The sequence below is a fragment of the Bythopirellula superficialaquae genome, from assembly GCF_059632245.1.
The window spans coordinates 890,300-914,927 of sequence record NZ_CP197426.1 but is presented as its reverse complement, the minus strand read 5'-3'; the positions used below and the strand labels follow the sequence as shown (position 1 = coordinate 914,927).

The window sequence follows — 24,628 nt, the reverse complement described above, 5'->3', positions numbered from 1 at the left end:
TCTAAAAATTGAGTTAGGCCGCATTTTCCGGAAAATTGGGCTGGTTCACTACCCCAGCTTCCCTGAAAAACTCTGCCGGTGACCTGACCAACGCGGCGGGACTTCTATAATGGAGGCATGGCCAGCGTCATTCAACCACCGCCCTCCCCTCCCCCATTCGTCACCGGTCCACGCGCTGAAGAGTTGCTGGTCGACGAGCAAATCCGGCAAACACGCCGGACACTCAAATTCGTCGACTTCTGCTCGGGGATGCTCACGCTCGTGATTGGCGTGATGTTGTATCTGCTCGTTATGTCGGTGCTTGAGCATTGGGTGGTCCCCGGCGGCTGGAACGGGCCGACTCGCTTGATCCTGTTTTGTGTGATGCTCGCCGGGATCGGGTGGTACAGTTGGCGAACCTTTTGGCCGTTGTTTTCACGGCCCATCAATCCAGCCTACGCAGCGCAACTCATCGAGCGGAGTACGCCCTCGCTCAAAAACAGTTTGCTCAATTTCTTGCTGCTGCGGAGTCGTCGGCAGCAGCTTTCACAAAAAGTTTACCAAGCCATCGAACAGCAAGCGGCTCAACGTCTGTCGGAAGTTTCGCTTGATACGGTCGTCGACCGTACGGCCTTGCTGCGGCTCGGTTATGTGCTGGTCGCGGTTGTGGCGATTTGCGCACTGTATCGCGTGTTCTCGCCGAAGAATCTTACTTCGTCGATGGAACGGGTTTTGATGCCGTGGTCGAATACCGCGGCCCCCAGCCGAGTGGAGATTCTCGAAGTCACGCCGGGCAACACGGAAATCGCGCGCGGCGAGCATTTGGAAATCACCGCCAAGCTGCAAGGGCTCCGCCATGATGAAGCGGTTCGGGTCTATTACTCGACGCTCGACAAGCAGGCCGTGGATCGCAATGTGCTACTCAGTGCTTCAGAGGGGGGTTCCCAATTTCGCGGCTTGATACCCGATCGGTTCTCGACCGGCGAAAACAGTGGCGTGCAACAAGACTTGGAATATTGGATCGAAGCGGGTGACGCCAAATCGCAAAAGTACAAGGTCACGGTCTTTGCGCGACCGACATTGGTGGTTGAGAAAATCCGCTATCAGTATCCCTCCTACACCGACCTATCTCCACGGGAAGTGGAAGGAACGGGCGACGTCAGCGCGCTCGAAGGGACGAAGGTGACGGTCTATGCGCTTGCTAACCAAGACATCGCCACGGCCAACGTCGATTTCAATGCCGATGGGCGTAATGACCTGCCGATGTCGTCCAAAGGAGATAAGGCGAACGCACAGTTCACGCTTGCGCTAAAAGAAGATCGCCGCACGCCGGAATACGACAGCTACACGTTGCAATACAAAACGACAAAAGGTCGTACGAGCACGCTGCCGCCGAAATACAATATCGCCGTCACGCCCGATCACGCCCCGGAAGTTCGCATCCTGGCTCCCGCGAATGATGAAGGCCAACTGGTCGAGCAACTCGACGTACCGGTCGACATGCCTTTCACGGTGGAGGTCGAAGCGCGCGATCCCGACTTTATGTTGTCCAACGTCGTCATTTTGGGCGAAGTTGAGGGGCAACAAGTCATGAGCCGCGATCTGCTCAAGCAAGAACACTCGGGCAAGTATGTCGGTCGCATGACGGCGACGCCGCAGGAATTCAATCTCAAGCCGGGCGATATCGTGGAGTATTGGGCGACGGCGATCGACAATCGACAACCCGAGCCCAATATCGCAAAGACGGACAAATTAAAGATCCGCGTGCTGGGTCCTCCCGACTTCGGGCAACAAGGACAAGGCGAGCAACAGGGCGAAGGCCAAGCCGGCGAGCAAGGCGAAGCGGGCGAGAGTGGCGAAGGAGAAAGCGGCGAACAAGGGGAAGGCCAAGCGGGGGGCGGGGCCGGTGAAGGGGGCGAGCAACAAGAAGGCGAAGGTGAGGCCGGCCAACAAGGGGGTGAAGGAGAATCCCAGGGCGAACAAGAAGGCCAAGCCGGAGAAGGAGGCGGATCGAACGAAGGCGAAAATTCCGATTCGCAAGAATCGCAAGGTGCCGGTGGCAATTCGTCTTCATCGGGCGGAGACAATCAAGGCTCTGATCAACAAGAAGGCCAGCAACAAGGTGACGCGCAATCCTCCGAGGGAGAAGGTGGCGGCGAAAACCAAGGGGGTGAGCAACAAGGTGATCCCAACGGCCAAGGGGGGGATCAATCCCAAGGCCAAAGTGGCGAACAAGGGAAAGTTTCTGCCGAAGGTGATAGTGATGGTGAAGCCTTTGAGCGCATGAGCGAACACTTTGCTGAGCAAGAACAAAAGTCTCAAGGCCAGGGACAATCCTCCGACGGCGAATCGCCCGAGGAAAGCGGCTCGACCGATCCGGCCCAAGCGAGTGAAAACCAAAACCAATCGGAACAGAACGACGCGGGTAATGAAACGCAATCTCGTGAAGGAGATGGCCAGGGTTCGCCCGAAGATCAACAGCAAAGCGGCGGCACGGAAGGTCAAAACCAAGATCAGGGAATCGACGGCAACCAAGAAGGCGAGAAGTCGGAAGGCTCCGGCGCTGAAGGACAACCGAACGAACAGCGTGAACAGCAACGCAGCGATGCCGAGCAAGGTGACGAAGGCGAGAAGCAAGAAGCTCCCGGCGGAAAAATGTCGACAGAGCAAGGTGAGCAAGGCGCTGGAAACAATCCTGGCGAGAACGAAGGCTCGATGGACACCGATGGCGAGCGTAAGCCCAGCGATAAAAGCGATGAAGGCAAACCCGATGCAGAAATGAACGATCAAGAAGCCCCCGGCCAATCCAATAGTCAAAAGGAATCGGATTCGTCGGGCGCGAATGGTGGCGATCGCTCCGGCGGAGGACAAGAAGGCGCTGGCCAACAAGCCGACGCTGAGGGAACTGGCACGGCCGGTGAAAATACCGCGGCAGATGACGGGGGCGGTCAAGCCTCCGAACAGGGCGCTGGTGAGACATCTTCAAATCCTGGTCAGCAGTCCGAGGCAGATAGCCCCACGGGCGAATCGAGCGAAGAAAACAAACCGGGCCAAGGAAGCAAGGAGTCGAACGAGCAAGGGGGCAACCAACCTGGGGGCGAGCAAAGTCAAAGCGGTCCCGGCCAAGATGGCGAGCAGCCCCCTGAAGGTGAACCTGCACAGAATCCAAACCCTCAAGAAGGTCAAAACAATTCCCAAGCAACGGGTGCCCCTGGTGGAGGAATCCCCAGCGGCGGCGGCACAGGCAGCAACGAAATGGCTCCACCGCCCAGTAGCGACACGGAACCAGGCGATGCGGCGAATCTCGATTACGCTAAAAAGCAAACCGATTTGGTGCTGGATCGCTTGGATGATCAACTCAAGAAGAAAGAGGTCGATAAAGACCTGCTCGACAAGCTGGGTTGGACCGAAGAAGAATTGCGCGAGTTTGTCGAACGCTGGAAAAACCTCAAGGCCGAAGCCGAGGCTAATCCCAACGAAGATACAGAACAGGAACTCGATAAGGCCCTGCGCAGCTTGGGATTGAATCCCGATCGCCGGACCGGCTTCAAGTCTCAAGCGATCAAAGAAAAACTCCGTGAGCTGCAAGACTCCTATCGGGGACGCACACCCATAGAATATGCCGATCAGGTACGGGCGTATATGAAGGGGACGGCAACGGTCCCCGAAGAACAGGAAAAATGAATCTCGGCGTCTTTAAGTTCGATTAAGCTATTGTAGTATTGTGATCTCAATTGGCGATTTCAGATAGCGCTGCCATGAATACTCATCATATCAAAACGACCATTAGTAACGATGGTGGCCTGCATATCGATGCCCTCCCCTTTTCGGTGGGTGAATCCGTCGAAGTCATCGTTTTTCCCACACTGCCCCAATCAAGCAACGGCTCAGCCTATTCGCTCCGCAATACTCCGGTCACCTATGTTGAGCCTTTCTTGCCAACGTGCGAAACTGACTGGGAGTCCATGTCGTGATTGTCCTAGATACTCATATCTGGGTTTGGTGGGTACATGATGATTCTCGATTGAATAGCGAATTAAAGCGACTCATTCAAACCAACGAATCGAATGGACTTGGATTGTCGGCCATATCGCTTTGGGAAGTGGCAAAACTTCACTCGCTCGGCCGCCTCACGTTGCCGATACCTCTTGCAGAGTGGTTTGCACGTGCCCTCGGTTATCCTGGCATAATCCTTTTAGATTTGACGCCACAAATTGTCATTGAGTCGACGCAACTCCCAGGCGAGTTCCACAAAGACCCTGCGGATCAATTAATTGTTGCCACTGCGCGGACATTTGATTGTCCACTCGCTACGATGGATTCAAGAATTCTCAACTATGTGGGCGTGAACACGCTTTAGTTAATTTATGACACCGCTTATCCCTCGCTATCTTGTCGCCTTCAATCCCAAGCGGATTCCGCATCACTTTGTCGACGTTCTCGTGATCGGTGGGGGGATTGCCGGGATGCGGGCCACGATGGCCATCGACTCGCGGCTCTCGACGTTGGTCGTCACCAAAGATCGTTTGAGCGAATCTAACAGCACCTATGCTCAGGGGGGCATTGCGGGCGTACTCGCGCCCGAGGATCGCTTCGAAGATCACGTTGCTGACACGCTCACAGCTGGTGCCGATCTGTGCGATCGCGAGATCGTCGAAATGGTGGTCCGTGAAGCTCCCGGGCACATTCGCCAACTTATCGAATGGGGCACCGTTTTTGATCACGAAGAAGATGGCGATCTGTTGCTCGGCCGCGAAGGAGGGCACAGCCATCACCGCATCGTGCATGCCTTGGGCGATGCCACGGGTAAGGAAATCATGCGAGCCATGATCACCCGGGCGCGCGATGTCCTTAAAGCGCAAATCTGGCCCGATACGTTCACGATTGATTTGCTAACACACGAAGGCCGTTGCCGTGGGGCGCTTGTTTGGAATAAGGATCATGGCCGCACGTTTGTCTGGGCTAAGCAAACGATTCTTTGCACGGGGGGCGTGGGGCAGATTTATCGTGAAACCACGAACCCACCCGTGGCCACCGGCGACGGTCATGCGATTGCTTATCGCGCGGGCGCGGAACTACGCGACATGGAATTCATGCAATTCCACCCGACCGTGCTGTACATCGCGGGCAGTAGTCGCACGCTGATCACTGAAGCGATCCGTGGCGAAGGAGCCATCCTCGTCGATGCCAACGGTGAGCGCTTCATGCCGAGCTATGACCCCCGCGCGGAATTGGCTCCCCGCGACATTGTGAGTCAGTCCATTGCCGACCGCATGAGCGAGACACACCACCCGTGTGTTTATCTGGATTTGAGTCCGCTCGACCCGGCGCATGCCCTCAAGCGGTTCCCCGGCATTGCCAAAAGCTGCGCAGAGTTTGGACTCGACATCACGCGCGATCGGATTCCTGTGCGGCCCGGTGCGCATTACATGATCGGCGGCGTGACGGTGGACAGCAATGGCCAGACGACGCTTCCCGGGTTGCTGGCTTCCGGCGAAGTCACCAGCAGCGGCCTGCACGGCGCAAATCGCTTGGCGTCCAACAGTTTGCTCGAAGGTTTGGTCTATGGAGCCCGCGCCGGCAATGCCGCGTCAACGGCAGCACTCGAAATGCCCGATTCCTATCAAGCACTTCCACTGGAAAATCTGAGTCTCGAACCAAGCGGTGAACCGCTCGATCTGCTGGACATTCGCAACTCACTCAAGAGCCTCATGTGGCGGGCCGTGGGAGTGATTCGCGACGGCAAGCAACTGGCCGAGGCGGCCAAGACAGTCGATCAGTGGTGCCACTACGCCCTATCGCGTCAGTTCGCCGAGCCCGAGGGGTGGGAACTCCAAAACATGCTCACCGTGGCCCGAGTGATGATCCAATCGGCGCTCGCACGCGAGGAATCGCGGGGTGTGCATTTGCGGAGCGATTTTCCGGAATCTGGCGGCGCGGCCTGGCGGCGGCATCTTGCCGTCACAAGTACAAAGGCCTGATTTCTCGCTTTTTTCTGAGGTCAACGAACCCTCAGTCTGCTCCGCCCGTAGCGTCGGTAGAGGGGTTCGGTATGGACAGATCGCCCGCTGACGGGTTAACTTCTACGTTTCTTGCGGCGAGGCGGGACTCCCTACGGGCCAACGCGGCTCGTGCCGCAAGTGCCTGTCCTGATGAGACTTGGTGTTGGCGGGCCTAGCTCGACCAGCCACCTGAACGTTTCATTCCTGTAGCCTGGGCGCTGGACATTCGTCCGGCTGATGCCTTCCTTAGACAACACGCGTTACGATTTGCTTTCCTAACACTGTAAGCGTCACCACGAATCGTGAGATCTCGATGACAGATACATTAGCAACGCCCGCTTCCTCCGGTGCGGCCCTGGCGGCCGAGCCGATGATCGAGGCCCTGGGCCTATCAAAATTCTACGGCAGCTTTGCCGCCTCGCGCGACGTGACATTCGCAATCAACAAGGGTGAAGTCGCCGCGTTCCTCGGACCCAACGGTGCGGGCAAAAGCACGACCATGAAGCTGCTCACCGGCTATTTGGCACCCTCGGAAGGAGTTGCCAAGATTGCCGGCTACAACATGGCCACCGACCGACTGAAGGGAGCCCAGCATTTGGGTTATCTTCCGGAAAATGGTCCGCTTTATCCCGACATGACGCCGCGGAGCTTGCTCACGTTCTTCGGCGAGATTCGCGGCATGAGTCCCAGCTTGCTGGAGCAGCGGATTAACACGGTGATCAAGACCTGCCGGCTCGAAGCCGTGATCGGCAAACCGATCGACAAGTTGTCGAAAGGCTATCGCCAGCGCGTCGGCATGGCCCAAGCGATCCTGCACGATCCCGACGTGTTGATTCTCGACGAACCGACCGCGGGCCTCGATCCCAATCAGATTCGAGAAGTGCGCAAGATGATCCGCGAGTTGGGCCAAACCAAAACGATTTTGCTTTCGACGCACATCCTGCAAGAAGTCGAAGCGATGTGCAACCGCGTGGTCTTCATCAACGAAGGCCGTTTGGTGTTCGATGGCACGCCGCACGATTTGGCTCGCGAAGAGCGCAACCTCGACGAAAAATTCCACGCTCTCACGAGCGCCGTATAAGACCACTCGTTTATGAATTGTCAAACCAACAGCTTTTAAGTGAGTGAACAGGAAACCGACCGTTATGCAATGGCACGTTCTTAAATCGATTTTCAAACGCGATTTCGTGAGCTACTTTTCCAATCCCACGGGCTACGCGTTTATTTGCGTTTTCGTCGTCCTGAGCTCGCTGGCCACGTTCTGGCCGCCGGAGTTTTTCTCGGGCAACTTGGCCAATCTCGATCAACTCAGCCGTTGGCTGCCATTCATCATGCTGGTGTTCATTCCGGCGATCACGATGAGCATTTGGGCGGAAGAACGACGGCAAGGGACCGATGAACTGCTGCTCACCTCACCGGCGAGCGACTTGGACGTCGTGCTCGGTAAATATTTGGCTGGCGTGGCAATCTTCACGGTGTCGCTGCTGTTCTCGGCATTCTCAATCTTTTTGGTGTTCAAGTGGGGACTGGGCGACCCCGACGGCGGCTTGTTTATTAGCACCTATATCGGCTACTGGTTCATCGGCCTAGCGATGATTGCCATTGGCATGGTCGCTTCGTTTTTGACGCACAATCTGACGGTTGGTTTTATCCTGGGCACTTTGTTCAACATGCCGCTCGCGATGTTCGGTGTGGCCGATTGGTTCATCAAGAATCCGGCAGTTGCCCAAACCGTGCGGCAATGGAGCGCGCTCGAGCGTTTCCGCGACTTCGAGCGCGGCGTCATCAGCCTCGGCGGCATCACCTACTTTGTGATGCTTACCGTGGTGATGCTTTATATTTGCATGGTGTTGATCGGCCGCCGGCACTGGAGTTCGCAGGAAGAGGGCAACTCGCAAGTGAGCCACTACATCGTCCGCGCGATTGCCCTGCTGGCCGTGGCGATTGGGGTGACGCAAATCGCGAACAATCGCAATTCGGTACGTGCCGATATCAGCAGCGCTCAATTGAGTTCGCTTTCGGACGATACGTTGACGCTGCTCGAAAAGCTGCGTGATGATCCCGATGCAAAGACGATCTACATCGACACGTATGTGAGCCCACAGGTCCCTACCGAATACGCCCCCTACAAAATCAACTTGCTCTCTACGCTGGCTGAATTGCAAGCTTTGAGCAACAACAAGATTCGCGTTACTGAGCATGTAGTCGAGAACTACGGCCCCGAAGCGGTGCATGCCGAGCAAACCTACGGCATCACCCCCCGCGACGTGATCGTGACCAACGGCCGGGAACGCACCCAGGAATCGATCTTTCTGGGGGCGGCGATTACCTCGGGGCTCGGCAAAGTTGTGATTCCGTTTTTCGACAAAGGCATTCCTGTTGAATACGAACTGGTGCGTTCGATTTCGACCGTCACCCAGGATAAGATGCTCAAGCTGGGCATCATCGACACGGGCATTCCCTTCTTGAATCCCTCGGCTGATCGGACGCGCGAGTGGCCGTTGATTACCGAATTGCGGAAGCAATACGACGTCGACGATCGCGGCATCGATTTGACTCAACCGCTCAAAGGTAAGTACGACGTCCTGCTAGCGATTCAGCCATCGATGTTGGGGCCCGAGCAGATGGATCACCTTGTGGATGCGGTGCGCGAAGGCACACCAATCGCGGTTTTGGAAGATCCCTTCCCCTACTTCTATCCGCAGGACGTGCCAGGAACGGCCGAGCCACGTATGCAACCCAACATGGGAATGATGGGGATGTTCGGCGGCGGGGGCACGATTCCTAAGGGTGATATCAATCAACTGTGGCGTGTGCTAGGTGTGACGATCGACCCCACGCAAGTTATTTGGCAGGATTATCTGCCCGAGAAGAACCTTACGCCCTATGTCGATCCGCAATGGGTGTTCATCGATGCCGGCAACGGCGCGAAGGAACCCTTCAACATCGAGAACCCCATCACTTCGGGTCTCAATCAGTTGCTGCTAATCTATCCCGGTTCGGTCACGAAGGCCGAAGGCTCGAAGCTCGATTTCGATCAATTGATCGTCACGGGCAGCGGCAATTCTGGAACGGTCGACACGGCCGCTTTGCAACGAGGACGGCCCAACAATGAAATCTTTAGCCGTCAGCTCACCAAGACTTCCTATATTCTGGGGGCTCAAGTGAACGGCACGGTCACCGACGACGATCTCTTGTTGGCTGGCGTGACATCGCCCAAGGAGAAAGCGGACGAAAAGAAGGATTCAACCGACGAAGCGAAACCAGCCACAGAGGAAAAGGCTGCTGACGCAAAAGATGATGACGCCGCCAAACCCAAGGCCGAAGAGGACGACATCGATACGAGCGAAATCAAGGAACGCAGGATCAGCGCGGTGATCGTCAACGACATCGACTGGATTATTCCTGACTTCTTCTCGATTCGCCAAAGCGGCGACGGGGAATTGCTCACCGCCACGCAGAATGTGACGTTCATCTTGAATATCATCGACTCGTTGGCGGGCGATGACCGCTTTATCGGCATTCGCAAACGGACCCGCGAGCATCGCACGCTGGCCAAGATTGACGAAGCGACCAAAAAGTATCGCGACGATGCTTTAGAGCAACAAAAAGAATTTGTGGCCGAGATTCAGGCGGAAATCGAGCAAGCTCAAAAGCGGTTTGAAGAAAAACTGGCCGAAGTCGACAAGATTCCTGGTTTGAGCCGTACGGCTCGCGAACAGCAACGAGAAGTCGTGCGTCTGCGCGAGACGGAACGCTTGAAAGCACAAATGGAGTCGATTGAAGCCAACCGCAACCGCCGGGTTAAACAAATCAGCTACGCCACAGACCAGGAAATCCGCGGCGTGCAGGATCGCTACAAGCTTTATGCGATTCTGATCCCGCCGATTCCGCCGTTGTTGTTGGCGTTGTACGTATTCTTCCGTCGTCGTGGGGCCGAACAAGAAGGCATTGCCAAGACACGGTTGCGTTAAAAATTACGTTCCACAGAGTGCACTGAGGTCACAGAGATTTGCTTAACTGTGACTCGTTTCTACGAATCTATTGGGATGGGATTTCGAATATGAGTGAAATGGCGAAAACTTTGACCTTCATGGCCGCCGGCGCCCTTGCGCTCATCGCCGCCTTTTTCGTCGTGCCGACGGACAAGACCGTTGATACTACCGAGTTGATCGGGCAACATCTGAACGATTTCGACGCGGGTGATGCCAAGCGGATGAAGATCGTCAAGTTCGACTCCGACACGGCATCGACGCGCGAGTTTGAAGTCGCCGAAGAAAACGGTCTCTGGCGAATCCCTTCCAAAGAAGGTTATCCTGCCGACGCGACCAAGCAAATGGCTGAGGCAGCGACATCGTTGATCGATCGCGAAATCCTGCGCATCGCCGCGACGAGCCCCACCGAGCATGAAAAACTCGGCGTGGTTGATCCGACGGGCAAGCTTAACTCCCAAGCCCAAGGCGTTGGCACACGGGTCACTCTGCACGATATCGACAATTCGGTGCTGACCGACATGATCATCGGCAAGAAAGTGAAAGATGCCGATGGGCAACGCTATGTCCGCGACGCTGATAAAGACGTGGTCTACGTCGTGAACATGGATCCCAAGGCTCTGACGACCAAGTTTGAAGATTGGATCGAAGGGGATTTGCTCACGATTAATCCCTTCGACGTCAAACAGGTCGATGTCAAAGACTATTCGGCTGAACTGGTTTTCAATCCGTTAGCAGGCGGCATTCAAGCACGTTGGGAACCCCGCGGCGAAATGGCTGTCACTTATGACGAGGTCGATGCCAAGTGGAGCGCAAAATCGCTTAAAAAGTTCGACAAGGCCTCGAAGAAGTATGTCGATTTCCCAATCCCCGATGGCGAAGAACTCAACGAGGAAGTTCTTAACGCACTGCGCGACGGGCTAGATGATTTGAAGATTGTCGACGTCGAGCGCAAGCCAGCCGGTTTGAGCGCCGACCTTAAGGCGGGCTCCGACTTTGCCAAAGACGCCGAAGCCGCCGAAGACTTGATGAATCGCGGTTTTGCTCCCATGACGAATGAAGAAACCAAGCAGGAAGACATTCTGTCGTCGGAAGGCGAAGTGATTTGCTCGCTCAAGGATGGTGTGGAATACGTGCTGCGGTTTGGCAATTTGCAGGTCGATAGCCAAGGCACCGACAAGCCGTCGGAGGAAGTGGAAGGTCAACCTGAAACCGCCGATAAGAAATCCAACGATAGCGTCAATCGCTATATGTTTGTGATGGCCCGTTTCAATGAAAACATGATCGAAAAGCCAGAGCTGGAAGAGTTGCCGGCACTGCCAGCCGACGCCCCTGCAGAAGAAACACCCGCCGAGGCGAGTGAAGAAACTCCGGCCGAGAGTGCTGAAACCACCGACGAAGCTGCACCTGCCGAGGCAACCGCGGACGCGGAGAAGCCGGAAGCTGAAACCACTGAGAACAGCGAGCCAACTGCTGGTGAAGCCGAATCGACTGAGACTGAAGCCGATGCCGCTGAAGGCGAAGAAGCGGAACCTGATGATGCCGAAGAGCAAGCCAAGCAAAAGGAACTCGAAGACATCATCGCCGCGCGCAAGGAAATCGAACAAGAAAACCAACGCCGCATGGACGAATACAACGCCAAGATCAAGGCAGGCAAGGAGAAAGTCGCCGAGCTGAACGAACGCTTTGGCGATTGGTATTACGTCATTTCCAATGACGTGTATCAGCAGGTTCACTTGGGTCTGGAAAAAATCCTGCACAAGAAGGGCGAGAAGCCCGCCGGTGAAGCCGCCGCGACGGGGATTCCCGGCATGCCGAATATGCCATTTGCGAAGCCGCCGGCTCAGTGAAATGGCGCCAAAAACTCCGACCTCAAAGAGGTCGGCTACAGTTTCAACTAACCGTGCCCAACTCGCGCAGCAATTCGAGCGTGAAGAGCCCCGTATCGTGGCCGTCGCTGAACTCGATGCTGTACGCATAGTGCCCCAGCGGTTCCATTTTGGTGATCCGCAAAGGCTGTGTTTCCTCGGCACGCAAAATGGGGAGCGCCATCGGCTCGGGTTCTGCGCTCCGTTTCTCCAAACACGTCGCGCACGGGCAATTGTTCCGCAGTTCGCGTACGGAATATTGTCGCGTTTGACTGTCGCTCCAGACGATCTGTAAGCGATCGGGGGCGATGAGACTTAGTTGGCTTGGTTGAAAATTCACTGTGATCCCTCTCCTGCTCGGCATCAGAAACCGGACGCTAGCGCGTGGCGGCTATTATATGAGTCTCGATTTATGATCTTCCGCTATTCTACGACTTGTCGTTGATCGACAAACCGTTTGCCCTTTCCTTCGTAGCGTGGCAGCGATGTGAGTGGTGCGAGTTGCACGTCGACTTTTAGGCCGAGCCGCAATTCCAGTTCCTCGGCAATACGGGTTGGCTGCTGGAGATGATCTTCCACTTCGACGAGCATTTCGTCCATCGCGCCACGTTTGCGGACCGTGAATCGATATTCCACGACCTCGGGAAAGCTATGCATGATCTGTTCGATCGAACTGGGAAAGATATTCACCCCACGCACAACGAGCATATCGTCGGCACGGCCCAGCACTCCCCCTTTGAGCAAAACGAAACGGCTCTCGCCGGTTGCCGACCAAACGGGGCGAACCAAATCGCCCGTGCGATAGCGAATCACCGGCATGCCGTAGCGCCCCAGCGAGGTAAGCACAAGCTGTGCGAGTTCCCCTTCTTGGGCTGGCTCTCCCGTGTCGACCGAAAGAAACTCGGCAATGAATTCACTTTCGATAACGTGCAGTCCACTCGCCGCCGCATCGCCGAAGCCCCAGGCACCCACTTCGCTCGCTCCGCTATGATCGGTCACTTGCGCTTGCCAAGCCGATTCGATGCGAGCGCGCGTGGCGGGGATTGAGCCCCCTGCCTCGCCAGCAACGATGATTTTCTCGATTGCACAGTGCGCGGGGAGATCGATTTTGTGTTCCGCGGCCACCTCGGCCAGATGCAGCGCATAGGTCGGCGTACACAGAAGCACCGTCGCCCCGGTCCGTTGCAACAAGTCCAAGCGACCGAGCGTGCTTGTTCCACCGCCGGGAATTACCATCGCACCGCGTGCGACAAGTGCGTCGTGCGCGCTCCAAAATCCGATAAACGGTCCGAACGAAAAGGCCAACATCGCCCGATCCGCGGAGGTCACCCCCGCGGCATCAAGCACAAATTGCCAGCAATTGATCCACCACTGCCAATCCTCGGCAGTATCAAGTACAGGGAATGGCCGGCCGTGCGTCCCCGAAGTTTGATGGTAACGTACATACTTTTCCAACGGCCAAGTGAGATTGGTAGCAGCCAGCGGCGATGCGACTGCGGCCGTCAGTTCGTCTTTATGAGTGAGTGGCAACTCAGCGAGTTGCTCAAGGGCCGTGAACTCGCGCGGGATATTTGCCAGCTTGGCGGCGTAAAAATCGTTAGCTGGCAGGATCTTGGCAAGCAACGTATTCAATCGTTGCAGTTGATATTCCGCGAGTTCCGCGCGGCTAAGATTCTGAAGGCGACGGCGTTCGGCAAAGTCATCATGCATGGAATCATACGGGCGCGATCAACGCTGAATGTTGTAGATCTCGATTTTGCGGTACAACGTGGCCCGGCCAATGTTCAGCAGCTTCGCGGCTTCAGGCACATTGCCGTCGCTGCGCTTAAGCGCTTCCACGATCAGTTTCTTTTCCCAGCGGTCGATTTCCAACGTGTCGAGGTCCTCGCTGCCACCATCGCGAAGGCCCAAATCACGCGGGCGAATCCCATCGTCTTCGGCCAGCACGACCGCGCTGTCGATCACGTTCCGCAATTGTCGCACATTGCCCGGCCAACGATATTCCAACAGCCGTGCGCGGGCAGGCTCCGAGAGTTCCAGCTGGGGTCGTCCGCGCTGTTTGCGGTAGTGATCCAAGAAGAAGTTCACGAGCAAGTCGATATCTTCACCACGCTCACGCAGCGGCGGGATGAACAGTTCAAACACGCTGAGGCGATAATATAAATCTTCGCGAAATTTGCGCTCGCGGACGTAAGTTTGTAAGTCTTGATTCGTGGCGGCCAGCACACGCACGTCGACTTGCACTTCCTGCGTAGAACCGACTGGCAAGAACGGATGCCCTTCGAGTATGCGTAGCAGCTTGGCTTGTCCTTCGAGTGAAAGTTCACCAATTTCGTCCAAGAACAGTGTGCCCAAATCGCATTGCTGGAAATAGCCAATGTGATCGCGGTCGGCACCGGTGAACGAACCCGCCTTATGCCCGAAGAGTTGGCTTTCCATCAAGTCGTGGGGAATTGCCGCGCAGTTGACCGAGATCATCGGACGGTCCGCGCGATGGCTGGAACGGTGAATCGCGCGGGCCACCAATTCTTTGCCTGCCCCGCTTTCGCCACGAATCAACACGCAGCCCGACGCAGCGCTGACTCGCTTGATTTTATTCTTGAGTTCGAGCATCGGACGGCTGTCGCCGATCAACTCGTCGTAACCCGGCGACGCGCTTTTGAGGCGTTGATAGTCATTCTTCATGCTCACGGCGGTGCGCGCCCGCACGAGCGAAATCGTCGCCAAATTTGCCACCGCGATCACAAAATCGAAATCGGATTGGCGAAACCGCCCATCGCGCAGGTAAACATGAATCGCACCAATCGTGCGGCGTTCGCCGTCGGGGCCTTTTTGGACCAGTGGAGCACACACGGCGTCGGCAAACGTCACACTACTTTTGGCCGATGTTCCAGCAGATTGATTGGCGACCCAAATCGCGTGACCTTGCCGCATCACAAGCTCAGTGAGCGATTTACTCAGCCGCACCGAATCGACCGCTTCTTTGGGAATCACATGCTTAGGCCTCAACTGATCGTCGTCGTCGACCCACAAGAACCCCACGACCGCCGCCTTGGTTCGTTCCCGCAACAAACTGAGAGCGATTTGAATCACCATCTCGGGATCGTCGCAACCCAGCAAGTGAATGCTCAGTTGATAGAGCAACACGAGCTCTTGGACCTGCTCCGGGGTGGGGAGCGCGGCCAATACTTCTTGATTCGTTTGTTGCACAGCGATCGGCATATCCTGCACGATGGTTTGCGTGAGGCTCACGTCGTCGGTATCGGCGGTGGCGGGTTCATTCGTCAGATGAAAGTCAAACGCATACGAACCGATTTGCAATGAATGCCCATCGCCCAAGGTCGCCTGCTGATCGATCTTCTGACCGTTCACGAGTGTGCCGTTGCGGCTTTGCTGATCGCGGACCACCCAGCCGTCGTCTTCGTAGCTGATGATCGCATGCACCCGCGAGCACATGGGATCGGGGACGGTGATATGGCAATCCGTGCCGCGGCCCAGGAGCGTATCGCGAGCGGGGTCCAAGGTAAAATTGGTGCCCGCACGATTGCCCGTTTTGATGGTGAGATAAGCGTACAAGAATGCAAGCACAGCGAAGGACGAAGCGGAAAATTGCTACGCTGTATCGTAACGAACGGCACGCATTTTGGAAAATAGGCATGACGGGACTCAGCCGCTTATTCTTAGAACCACAATGTCACGAAGGGCACTACGCATAGATGCAAAAAATGAGCGAAATGACTAATAAATGCGTCAACTGCACCTACAACGATATCCTGAGCTAGAAATCCCCTTGGAGTCCTTTGTGCCTTCGTGGTAAGAATCCATGTTCTTGTGACGGCGAATTTTCTCTGATACACTTGCGAGATTGTCGGAACCCGCGAGGTTCATTCCTGCGGGCTGTAGCTCAGCCTGGTAGAGCGCTGCGTTCGGGACGCAGAGGCCGCAAGTTCAAATCTTGTCAGCCCGACTTACTCTAAACCCTGCCGAAATAAGCATTTCTGTTACCTGACGGCGTTCGTCAGTGCGGCTTTTCCCAAGCTTCAAAAACGGTACCTACCGTTTTTGGATTTTCGAGGAGAACCGCATCATGCCTTGGTCGAACAATCATCTGCCGAAGTATCGTAAGCATCGCGCGAGCGGCCAAGCCGTCGTCACTCTTAATGGTCGCGACTTCTATCTCGGCCCGCACGGTACGAAAGCCAGCAAGCTCGAATACGATCGACTGCTGGGCGAATGGCTTGCAGCAGGACGCAATCTGCTTAAGTGTTCAAGAGACGAACTTACCGTTGTCGAACTGTGTGCATGCTATTTCAAGTTCGCAAAGGGCCACTACCAAAAGGACCAATTGGTTGAGTCAATACCTGACAATAATAACCTGCCGTCGGTGTAAGCACTATATTAAATAGCGAATACTTGGCTGCGCATACTCACTCGGAAACTCGACGTACAGAAATTTAAAGTCGGATTTCCTATCATAGGACTGAGCAAATGTCCACAAACATTTGTCGAATGACAGAATTCTTTGAGGCTGGTCAAGGGGTTAATTCGAAGATTAGATCTGACTTGTCACCATCAACCTCAATGATCAACTCGGTATGGGTATTATATCTTGCGGGCAAATATTGTTCGTATCGGTCGATTATTTCCCCAGAACCTTCTTCTGCCGGAATTGATTGACCCGACTTCCGTCGGCCGGTGATCACAATATCGTAGATACCAGGTGCTACCTTTTGAGAACCAGAAAAGCTGAACACTCCGTCAGAAATCACAGCTTGCAAAGTTCTCGAACTAGTAGATTTTTCTTTTGGTCGTAATGCAATCCGGCCGTCGGCGACTGGTTGATCATCGTAGAGAACCTTGCCACTTACCGCATGATTAACGTCGCTACAACCACCAACCGGAATTAAAATTAAGCAAATGAGCCTCAATGAGATACGATTGAAACAAACTTGGGAATCGACAAGCGACAAACTGGTTGGGTTCATCATAATTCAACTTCAACACTAATGTGGTAAGACAATTTAGAACGCATCGGCGGTGCTGACTAATTCTTCTCCGCTAAATGTTGAAAGTGACTGCCAAACGAGTGGCTTATCTTGTCCATGTGAGAGGGAGTCAACGTCGTCCGAGACGAAGTGAGTGCTCCCATCGATCATCACAATATTAACCCCACCTGAGTGTCCGCTTCTAGCGGCCAACTTATGTGCCCCAGTCCAGCCTTGAGCTGAGTCATCACAGGGTGCGTAGGGATCACTTGCATCCACCGCACAAAAACGAGAGAGGTCTTGGTAGTTGCTATTTGGTGGTTCAGAGTGCAGATACAACGAACCACCGCCCCAATGCAAACAACCACGCATGTCCTCTCCGGCAATCTTGAGTACTTCGCTAAAACCGACCGTATTTGTTGTACCGTCCACGACTTCCTTTAATTCCAATCCACGATTTACCCTGAATGGTCCGTAACCTGCCAATGCAGACTTGATGGGGCGACCATTTGCTGGATACTGCACCCCATTCCGACAACTGGGGTGTCCCGCACCATTGGGGCCAATTTGTTCCCAATTAGGATCATTCATCCAAATCCCACAGTTCTCGAAACCTGGTCCAGGGTCCGACCATCCAGCGTTTGCTACGTAGTTGCCACGGGCTCCGTAGTGGTCGTTGATAAGACCAAGGGTCACACCCGATCCTGCTGGATCAGAGGGACACTCCATGGAAGGCAAAAAGATATGATGTGTTTTCTCAAACTCTCCTTTGCCAAGATCAATCGTCTGGTCAAAAAACAATTGATCCTGGTCGATACGGCTAAAGAGTGCCGCCTCTTCTAGAAATGGCAGAACCTGAGTCACCCAGCTTCCCAAGGAATCAATGTTGTTACCAATCTTGGTCATGCGATGCCCCGCCGGAAGCTGCTTTCGGCTTGATTCATAGTTTAGGACGGAAAGTCCCAACTGCTTGAGATTGTTTGTGCACTGAGTACGGCGCGCTGCCTCTCGCGCCGCTTGAATAGCTGGAAGCAAAAGCGCTACCAGAACCCCAATGATCGCAATCACAACTAAGAGCTCGACAAGTGTAAAGGCGACACGTGGCTTAGTAATTTTGTTCCGCATGAATAAAGTCCTGTTTTCTCGACTCATCCGAAGTCGAGGAGAGATGAATATTTCTTGATTAGGGTGCCGATAGGTGCCGAAGACGTCACACACAACGAGACTTATCATTTCTGGATCTCCTTCGAAGGAGTGTTCCCGAGAAAGCCAAGCCAAGGAGCGCCATCGAATTCGGTTCGGGTACCGCAGTCAGTGCAAGGGTATCGATTAGCCTGAGTTGTATGAGAGTAGGACTCGTGTAGAGGACTTGGAAAGATTGAGTAGGTGATAAATCGAAGAGATTATCGACGATTGTCACTTTGTCAAACGTTCCACTAATTGTGCCCATGGTCGAAGCCATGCCAACTTGTTGTTGCCAAACTAGAAAATCTCTACCGTCTGAGTCTCCATCACCGTCGGCATCGCCTGCGTCGTTAACTCCATAGGCATTTTGCCAAATCGCCAAATCAGCGGCATTGACGCCATTCATCCCGTCGAAGTCGGCAGGCAAGGTAGAACCGATGGCCTTAATAATGTCCCATGTATCTCCTACATTGATGGGAAAATAATCCGGGTCGGGCGGGGCTGTGCCAACTGTAAACTCGTTGAAAGAGACATCGGGATTGAGTTGTATAATGAGTTCGCCATCCAAGATCGCAGTCCCTTCGACCTCGATGGTATCAAACACGGGTCCATCGTAAGCACACGGTATTCCGGTGTCGTAAGCAGTAGAGCAATTTCCAGCATCACCGATTTGCGGTATCACATGATCAGGAGCGCCGTTAATCTGCATCGTTAGTGAGCTTCCCTGAGCCATGGTGAAGTTACCATTACGACCACCGCTCTTGGTGACTCGCAAATTCTGTGGAGCTCGAGCTCCGCTACCTGCACGAAAACCAACGTCTAACCTACCTCCATCACCTGCATCCAGGCTTGTTTCTGCAGCCAATACGATCTCACCGATTTCTACAGTGGATTCCGCATGATGGGGGGAATGTTCATGGGGCTCGAAGCCCGTGGTCAAGAGTCCGGCAGGATTAACGACAACTTTGGCTTTTGGCATGCCAGCATGGGCTTCCACAATGGCGAAATCTTGAGTCGTAATCGTTCCCGTGTAGTCTACCTCTCGTACATCCGTGAAACGGGCCGTATCGACCCCAATTCCAAAGGAGTTGTTTTGACCGGCAGGATCTGCAGGGGTGCCAAGAACTGTGATGGGAGCAGACCCTGTCAGATTTCTAGTTACGACAAAACGTCGCGAGCTTGTCTGTGGGCCAGCGATGGGAAATTCCCTGCTCAAATCGATTGTCAGTGCGGCATTAACTGCTAAGTTTGCTTCACCCTGAAGTGAGGAACCCAAACCGTCATCATCCGCGCTATGATCGATCTTGCCAGGTTGATTGAAAACAATGGTACCCTTATCAAATTCCTGTTCGGAGTCATCACCTTTGAGCGACAAAGTATTTGCTCCCGTGGAATTCATCACTAGAGTGCCGCCAATTCCCCAGTCGTTGGTGAGAACCACTTTGTCACCTAAGCCATTAAAATTGATCGTGCCTCGATGGGTCGCTGGAAAGCGCATCGTTAAGTCGGAACTGGCGACGCCGTTGAAAGTAAAATTGTGGGAACTTACAAAAGGCACGTTGATGTTGAGGTCTTCGCGTCCAGCAAAGGCAGAATATGTGAGGTCTCGATTAACAATGAGACCACCGCCTGCCATTTCAACATTTTCCTCCGTTACGCTGGGGTCGCCGATGGAGAGGCTCGTGCCCGTGGAGTTCGTAAAGCTCCCTCCAGAGTTGATCACAATCAACGGCACGTTGACGTTGTTAGCAGTAAAGTTCAATGTACCGTTGTTGACCACGACCCCCTCGCCACTAAACGCACCGACTCCATCAACGGTGACTGTTCGACCGCCATTGATGCGATAGAGATTCGCGGGTGTAGGTGCGATTCCTCCCCATGTGGCTGCGGAACTCAGCGCCCCATTGGCTGCGGACTCGATGACGTTGTAGGTGAACAGTTTTGCTTCATCGCCCGCACCAGCTTCTTTACTCTTGATTCGCCAACGATTGCCTTCCGTGCTTGTCAGGCCAAAAGTGGCATAAGTATTCAGGCCGCTGGTAAATGTTCCGATCTGAGATCCCATTAATGGATGTCGGATACGTGTGCCGACAGTATCGATACTGTCCGGACGAAAAAAGACTCCAACTTCCGAGCCAGCCGCCTCATAGTCAAGAGGGCTAGCAGTGGCAACTGCGGGGGCATTGTCCCACTTGAATGTTGCTTCGTTGAAGGACCTCGTCGTCGCATCGCTAATCGAGTAAATGCGAAACGTGTCGTTGGAATTCGCGTTCACGCTCGTTTCAAGTTCAAGGAAATAAGGGAGTCCTGGGTCAATCGCAACTCCGGCCGTCGATCCGAGATTGAATCGAATGAGCGGCTTTGCGCTGAGGCTGGCGGGATTGAGAGGGTCGCCCCCACGAATCGTCATGTCAACCAAACCGCCATGAGCAGTCGCTTGTTCCACGCCGTTGCCGAACGCGCCATTGATTGGGTTACCAGTTCCGATCGGAGCGGGCAATGCGTTACTGTTTGCATCGAAAGCAATCATCGTGTCGGCGTCCACGGCGATTGCCAACGGTTGTTGAGCCGAATAGACAACTTGAGAAAACGGGATCTCACTTAGTGCGCTGACTAGGACTATGAGTATGAATCTTCTTTTGAGATATTGTTTAAACATCAATTTATTCCCGATTGCTTGTTGATAAACTCATTGATTACACGGGTCAGTTATACTCAGTTATTACGAATGTATTTTTTTGCACTTGGGGCCTATCGACCGTAAGCAAACCTGCACGAGTATTCCCGCGATCAAACTGGCCAACATTGACGGTTCTGGAACCGCAGCGACCGCACTTACAGGATTTACGCCGTAATCGGTTTGCCAAGCAGACAAGTTGCCGATGCCGGGGATGCGTTGCCAGCCCAGGAAATCTCGTCCGTCGACATCTCCGTCCGCATCAAAATCAGCTGAATCAGGTGTGACTCCGGTGATTGCCGATGCTTGTTCTTGCAGAAGTTGCACTGTAGTGATGCCGGAAATCGATCCAGTCACGGCACCTAGGTAAGAATTTCCGATCGACGACTTGTTGGTTATAGTTTCAAACAGAACTGCTGCCGCCAAATAGGCGCCACGGTCGTTTTGGTGTGTACCATCTGCGAGATGCAACCCATTTGAGCTGGCGTAGCCGTAGGTTTGATACCATCCTTCCCAAGCATCGCCAACTCGAGCGATTGTCGTCACATTGGAATGGTCCCATGCCGGGAGACTCTTGCGAATGCGATCATAGCCCTGGTTAGTATAAGTCAGCATTTCTGTGGGATTGTTATTGAAATCATCGATCAAATCTTCGTTATCCAGTTCACGGGCCCAAGTATTGAACAACACCACCGAGGCTTGCGGCTGATAGGGTTTGATATAGTTGGTGATCAGCACGGGTCCACCGTTATTGAGTCCACTTAACTCACTGCCCCCATACTTCATGGCCAACGCGGGTCGTGAGCTACGCTCTTGCAGGATGATCACGTCCCACTCATTGACCGGATTCGTAAGTAAGTCAAGCGTGGCGGAGTTTCCCACATGGTTCTGCAAGGAAGCACTTCCATCGGCACGCATGGTCACACTTCCACTATGCTCCGGATCGCCATCAAAGAGCCCTTGCAAGTCGAGTCCCGTGGCGCGCGCTGTCTCGTTACCTTGGGTGTAACTGTTTCCGATCATGAGTATGTTGAAGTGTGCAGCTAATAAAGGTGTAGAGCGACAAAAAAAGACACCTAGCAAAATACTCGCATGAACCAAGGAGATGAATAAAGAGCGGATTGCCGGCATCAACAAGCTTCCTTCTACGCTCTAAGTCATTACTCAAATTTCGAGTAAGTCGCTGCAATTCCATCGCGGAGAGAGGTGCCGCGCGATGAATTGATAGCTATTGTTGCTAAATTCTAGTTAACTGCTTCTTAGTCGTCCTGTCCCGATCAGGCTAGCTAAAGTCATTAATGCTAAGCAAACACTGCTAGGTTCTGGGATTGCCGTTCCATCGACAGCTACATTTGAGAGAGTGTAGTTCCAAGGAATGGAGCCAGAGATAACATCCGCATTGATGAAAAATCCCAGTCGATCCCAATTAGTCACGCCTGCTGCCAATGCTACATTCGAGTCAGGATCGCTCGTGGTAATTGACGTGGAATGAGTAATTGTGTTGGTGCTAATAAGGTTTTGCCAAGAAAAACTTAAATCGTAGCCGTTGACAATTCTTTCCAGCGTAAGTGTGACACGATGGGTATCGGTCCGGTCATTGAAGGCCACATTGTCGGCGAATGGGTCCGCGTTGCTTTGGCCAAAGCGGGCGATGCCATCGCCCAGACCATTTAATGTCTCCGTAAATGCAGTATCCATAGTGCCGCTTCCTCCCTCGCCAGAAGTAACCGAAGAATCCGTGAAGAACTCGTAGGCTACTGTTCCAGCCAAATCACCAAGATCAAAGTTGGCACCAAGTGTGACACCTTTACCGCCGTTCGCCGTCGAACCAACAAAGCCGAAGCGCCAATTCTGACTTGAGTTGGATGGATTTGTGGTCCCGCCCCATTTTATATCGTAGGTCATCGAAAGCGTGCTCCCTACTCCGCCAGCGTTGAAAGCTGCAAAGTCCTGATAAACCTTGGGACGCCGCCGAGAATCTGGTGCAGTTGTTCCAGGAAGCCCACCCGTACCCGTACCAGAATAGGTATAGCCCGTGGCTGATTCTCCCGAGAGAGTTACGTGAACTCCATTCGGCGTCGGGTTGTTATAAGCATTTACTGACCAAGTGGAACTGAGCGCAATGGGATTTGCGTGTGCATGAAATGTAATTAGGCAGATTCCTACGAGACCAAATACGCCTGTCAAAATACGGCTCGAAATCAAACTCATTAGAACTCTCCCTTCGGCGGCTCGTGAACCGCCAAAACCAACAGAAAAGAAAATAGTCAACGTAGTTGCAACTAAGAAAAGCCAATACTCTGGCCCCGGCTTGCTGAGCCGAGGATTATCCCGTCAAGCGGTATCGCGCAATTTCCACTCACGTTCCAATATTAATTGGTATTTTTGCAGGAAAAAACGCGATCTACTGGCTTTTCTATCTCTTGGGCCGAGTAACTGTTTCCGGAGAACAGCGCGAAAGCAGAAAAGAGTTCGAAAGCCGATGACTAGATTGCCTTCAGAATGTGCTGCCTGCTAGTTCTTCATCAGCGAAGGTTGATACGGCTTTCCAAGTATCGCGATCGATCTGATCGGAAACGAAGCGAACACTTCCGTCCAGCCACAGCATGTTAACCCCCCCAGGATGGGCACTTCGCGCCGAAAGCTTGTGATAGCCCCGCCAAGTTGCTTCTGTAGCGGCACAAGGTGCATCAATCGTGTTGACGCAGAGCCTAATGAAATCTTGAATAGGAGTATTAGGAACTTCGCTATGCAAATAGAGCACGCCCCCACCAAAATGGAGAGCGCCTCGAATGTCATCTCCCTCGACATTACGAATCTCAGCCACGGCCACGGTACGGCTGGTGCCGTCCGTCACTTCTTCCAAAGTGATCCCTCGATTAATCATGAAAGGCCCAAATCCCGAAAGGGCTGAACGAATGGGTCTGCCATTAGATTTATAAAATACAACTCCAGAGGGATTTTCAGGATGTCCTCGCTCTTCCGCGCCTGTTTGTTCCCATTTGATGTCGTTCATCCATAGGCCACTGTCGGGGCCTGCCCAACCTGCATTCGCGGCATAGGTACCGCGTGCCCCGTAGTGGGTATTGTTCCATAAAATCAGCCCCACATCTCCCGAAGAGGGGCAAGAAAGGGTGGCAAAGCTAATATGGTGGGGTTTGACACCATCTGCGATAGGAAATTGCTCAAAGAATGGCTGAGAGAAGTCAATTTGCTTGTAGAGGTTAGATTCTTCAAGATAGGGCAGGCTTAGAGAAATCCAGGTCGACAGCGAATCAATACCTGACGACTTCGTTTGGTGGCGCCAGTCGCCTTTAGGCAGGATGCCTTTGGACGACTCGTGGTTCAACAGGGCAATTCCAACTTGCCTTAAATTGTTCACACATTGCGTACGCCTAGCTGCATCGCGAGCAGCTTGAGTTGCTGGCAGTAAGAGTGCGAGAAGCATTCCGATTACTGTGATCACAACAAGCAGCTCAATTAGCGTAAATCCTGCGGAAGCCGCAAGCGATACCGGGTTACGTTTGAAAGCGACCTTGGATTTAGCATGACCATCGCGAGAAGGCCGCGAACAACAAGCATTACAGGCTTTTCTAGCTCTTGTTGACATTGCCATCAGACCCACGGACGAAGAGAAGCAGATAAGTATTGGTGACATCAGCCAAAATTTGACTGTCACCTATCTATGCCATATTAGCATTAACGTATTGAACAATCCACCATTAGTAAGATCGCGCAGTTCTCAACATATTTCCGAACAAAAGCTCTCGAAGAACTGCTTTTCTTCACCACGCTAAGTCATAAAACATTTCCAGGAATCTCTTCCCAGAGCTTCACTCCGAGTCCTCGACAATCGAGTCAGACAAACTCAGCTTTTTCGCGACTCGATGATTGACATACGCCGAGTCAGAAGTTGTCATAGTCAATGAGCGTAAATCTA

At 53.6% G+C, this 24,628-nt stretch carries 17 protein-coding genes and 1 tRNA gene; 9 read left to right on the top strand and 9 right to left on the bottom strand.

The window, feature by feature from the left end:
* Positions 1 to 117 precede the first annotated feature (117 nt).
* From SH678x_RS03785 to SH678x_RS03755, 7 genes are all read left to right on the top strand, one after another.
* Positions 118 to 3,663 carry a putative sodium/potassium/calcium exchanger gene (locus SH678x_RS03785; RefSeq protein WP_496921552.1) on the top strand — a complete coding sequence of 1,182 codons (3,546 nt, stop codon included), beginning with the start codon at positions 118 to 120 and terminating at the stop codon, positions 3,661 to 3,663.
* 74 nt (positions 3,664 to 3,737) lie between these two features.
* Positions 3,738 to 3,953: a hypothetical protein gene (locus SH678x_RS03780; RefSeq protein WP_496921551.1), complete on the top strand. Its 216-nt coding sequence runs from the start codon at positions 3,738 to 3,740 to the stop codon at positions 3,951 to 3,953.
* Positions 3,950 to 4,339: a type II toxin-antitoxin system VapC family toxin gene (locus SH678x_RS03775; protein WP_496921550.1), complete on the top strand. Its 390-nt coding sequence runs from the start codon at positions 3,950 to 3,952 to the stop codon at positions 4,337 to 4,339. Before SH678x_RS03780 ends, SH678x_RS03775 begins: the two co-directional genes overlap by 4 nt.
* A 7-nt stretch (positions 4,340 to 4,346) precedes the next feature.
* Entirely contained in the window at positions 4,347 to 5,960 is a 1,614-nt protein-coding gene (gene nadB, locus SH678x_RS03770; protein WP_496921549.1) for an L-aspartate oxidase, read from the top strand.
* A 334-nt stretch (positions 5,961 to 6,294) separates the two neighbouring features.
* Entirely contained in the window at positions 6,295 to 7,062 is a 768-nt protein-coding gene (locus SH678x_RS03765) for an ABC transporter ATP-binding protein (protein WP_496921548.1), read from the top strand.
* Positions 7,063 to 7,126: 64 nt separating this feature from the next.
* The gene (locus tag SH678x_RS03760) at positions 7,127 to 9,955 is read left to right on the top strand and encodes a Gldg family protein (RefSeq protein WP_496921547.1); all 2,829 of its coding nucleotides are present in this window, start codon (positions 7,127 to 7,129) and stop codon (positions 9,953 to 9,955) included.
* An 89-nt stretch (positions 9,956 to 10,044) separates the two neighbouring features.
* Positions 10,045 to 11,823: a DUF4340 domain-containing protein gene (locus SH678x_RS03755; RefSeq protein ID WP_496921546.1), complete on the top strand. Its 1,779-nt coding sequence runs from the start codon at positions 10,045 to 10,047 to the stop codon at positions 11,821 to 11,823.
* A gap of 43 nt (positions 11,824 to 11,866) precedes the next feature.
* Here the strand turns inward: SH678x_RS03755 and SH678x_RS03750 are convergent, their stop codons facing one another.
* The 3 genes from SH678x_RS03750 to SH678x_RS03740 form a co-directional block, all read right to left on the bottom strand.
* Positions 11,867 to 12,181 (bottom strand): DUF971 domain-containing protein, encoded by a 315-nt coding sequence (locus tag SH678x_RS03750; RefSeq protein WP_496921545.1) that lies wholly within the window; start codon positions 12,179 to 12,181, stop codon positions 11,867 to 11,869.
* A gap of 83 nt (positions 12,182 to 12,264) precedes the next feature.
* Entirely contained in the window at positions 12,265 to 13,551 is a 1,287-nt protein-coding gene (locus SH678x_RS03745; RefSeq protein ID WP_496921544.1) for a phenylacetate--CoA ligase family protein, read from the bottom strand.
* 18 nt (positions 13,552 to 13,569) lie between these two features.
* On the bottom strand, positions 13,570 to 15,429 hold the full coding sequence (locus SH678x_RS03740; RefSeq protein ID WP_496921543.1) for a sigma 54-interacting transcriptional regulator: 1,860 nt from the start codon (positions 15,427 to 15,429) through the stop codon (positions 13,570 to 13,572).
* 305 nt (positions 15,430 to 15,734) lie between these two features.
* On the opposite strand from SH678x_RS03740, the gene SH678x_RS03735 reads away from it, so the two are divergent.
* Positions 15,735 to 15,808, top strand: a tRNA-Pro gene (locus SH678x_RS03735).
* Between the two features lie 120 nt (positions 15,809 to 15,928).
* Positions 15,929 to 16,231 (top strand): hypothetical protein, encoded by a 303-nt coding sequence (locus SH678x_RS03730; RefSeq protein ID WP_496921542.1) that lies wholly within the window; start codon positions 15,929 to 15,931, stop codon positions 16,229 to 16,231.
* Between the two features lie 142 nt (positions 16,232 to 16,373).
* On the opposite strand, the gene SH678x_RS03725 is transcribed toward SH678x_RS03730, so the two are convergent.
* From SH678x_RS03725 to SH678x_RS03700, 6 genes are all read right to left on the bottom strand, one after another.
* Positions 16,374 to 16,829 (bottom strand): hypothetical protein, encoded by a 456-nt coding sequence (locus SH678x_RS03725; RefSeq protein ID WP_496921541.1) that lies wholly within the window; start codon positions 16,827 to 16,829, stop codon positions 16,374 to 16,376.
* Between the two features lie 33 nt (positions 16,830 to 16,862).
* Positions 16,863 to 17,951, bottom strand: coding sequence for a DUF1559 family PulG-like putative transporter (locus SH678x_RS03720; RefSeq protein ID WP_496921540.1), 1,089 nt, complete (start codon positions 17,949 to 17,951; stop codon positions 16,863 to 16,865).
* An 85-nt stretch (positions 17,952 to 18,036) separates the two neighbouring features.
* Positions 18,037 to 20,670 carry a PEP-CTERM sorting domain-containing protein gene (locus SH678x_RS03715; RefSeq protein ID WP_496921539.1) on the bottom strand — a complete coding sequence of 878 codons (2,634 nt, stop codon included), beginning with the start codon at positions 20,668 to 20,670 and terminating at the stop codon, positions 18,037 to 18,039.
* A gap of 63 nt (positions 20,671 to 20,733) precedes the next feature.
* Positions 20,734 to 21,711: a hypothetical protein gene (locus tag SH678x_RS03710; protein ID WP_496921538.1), complete on the bottom strand. Its 978-nt coding sequence runs from the start codon at positions 21,709 to 21,711 to the stop codon at positions 20,734 to 20,736.
* A 225-nt stretch (positions 21,712 to 21,936) separates the two neighbouring features.
* The gene (locus tag SH678x_RS03705) at positions 21,937 to 22,899 is read right to left on the bottom strand and encodes a hypothetical protein (protein ID WP_496921537.1); all 963 of its coding nucleotides are present in this window, start codon (positions 22,897 to 22,899) and stop codon (positions 21,937 to 21,939) included.
* 286 nt (positions 22,900 to 23,185) lie between these two features.
* The gene (locus tag SH678x_RS03700; protein ID WP_496921536.1) at positions 23,186 to 24,367 is read right to left on the bottom strand and encodes a DUF1559 family PulG-like putative transporter; all 1,182 of its coding nucleotides are present in this window, start codon (positions 24,365 to 24,367) and stop codon (positions 23,186 to 23,188) included.
* Positions 24,368 to 24,628: the final 261 nt, after the last annotated feature.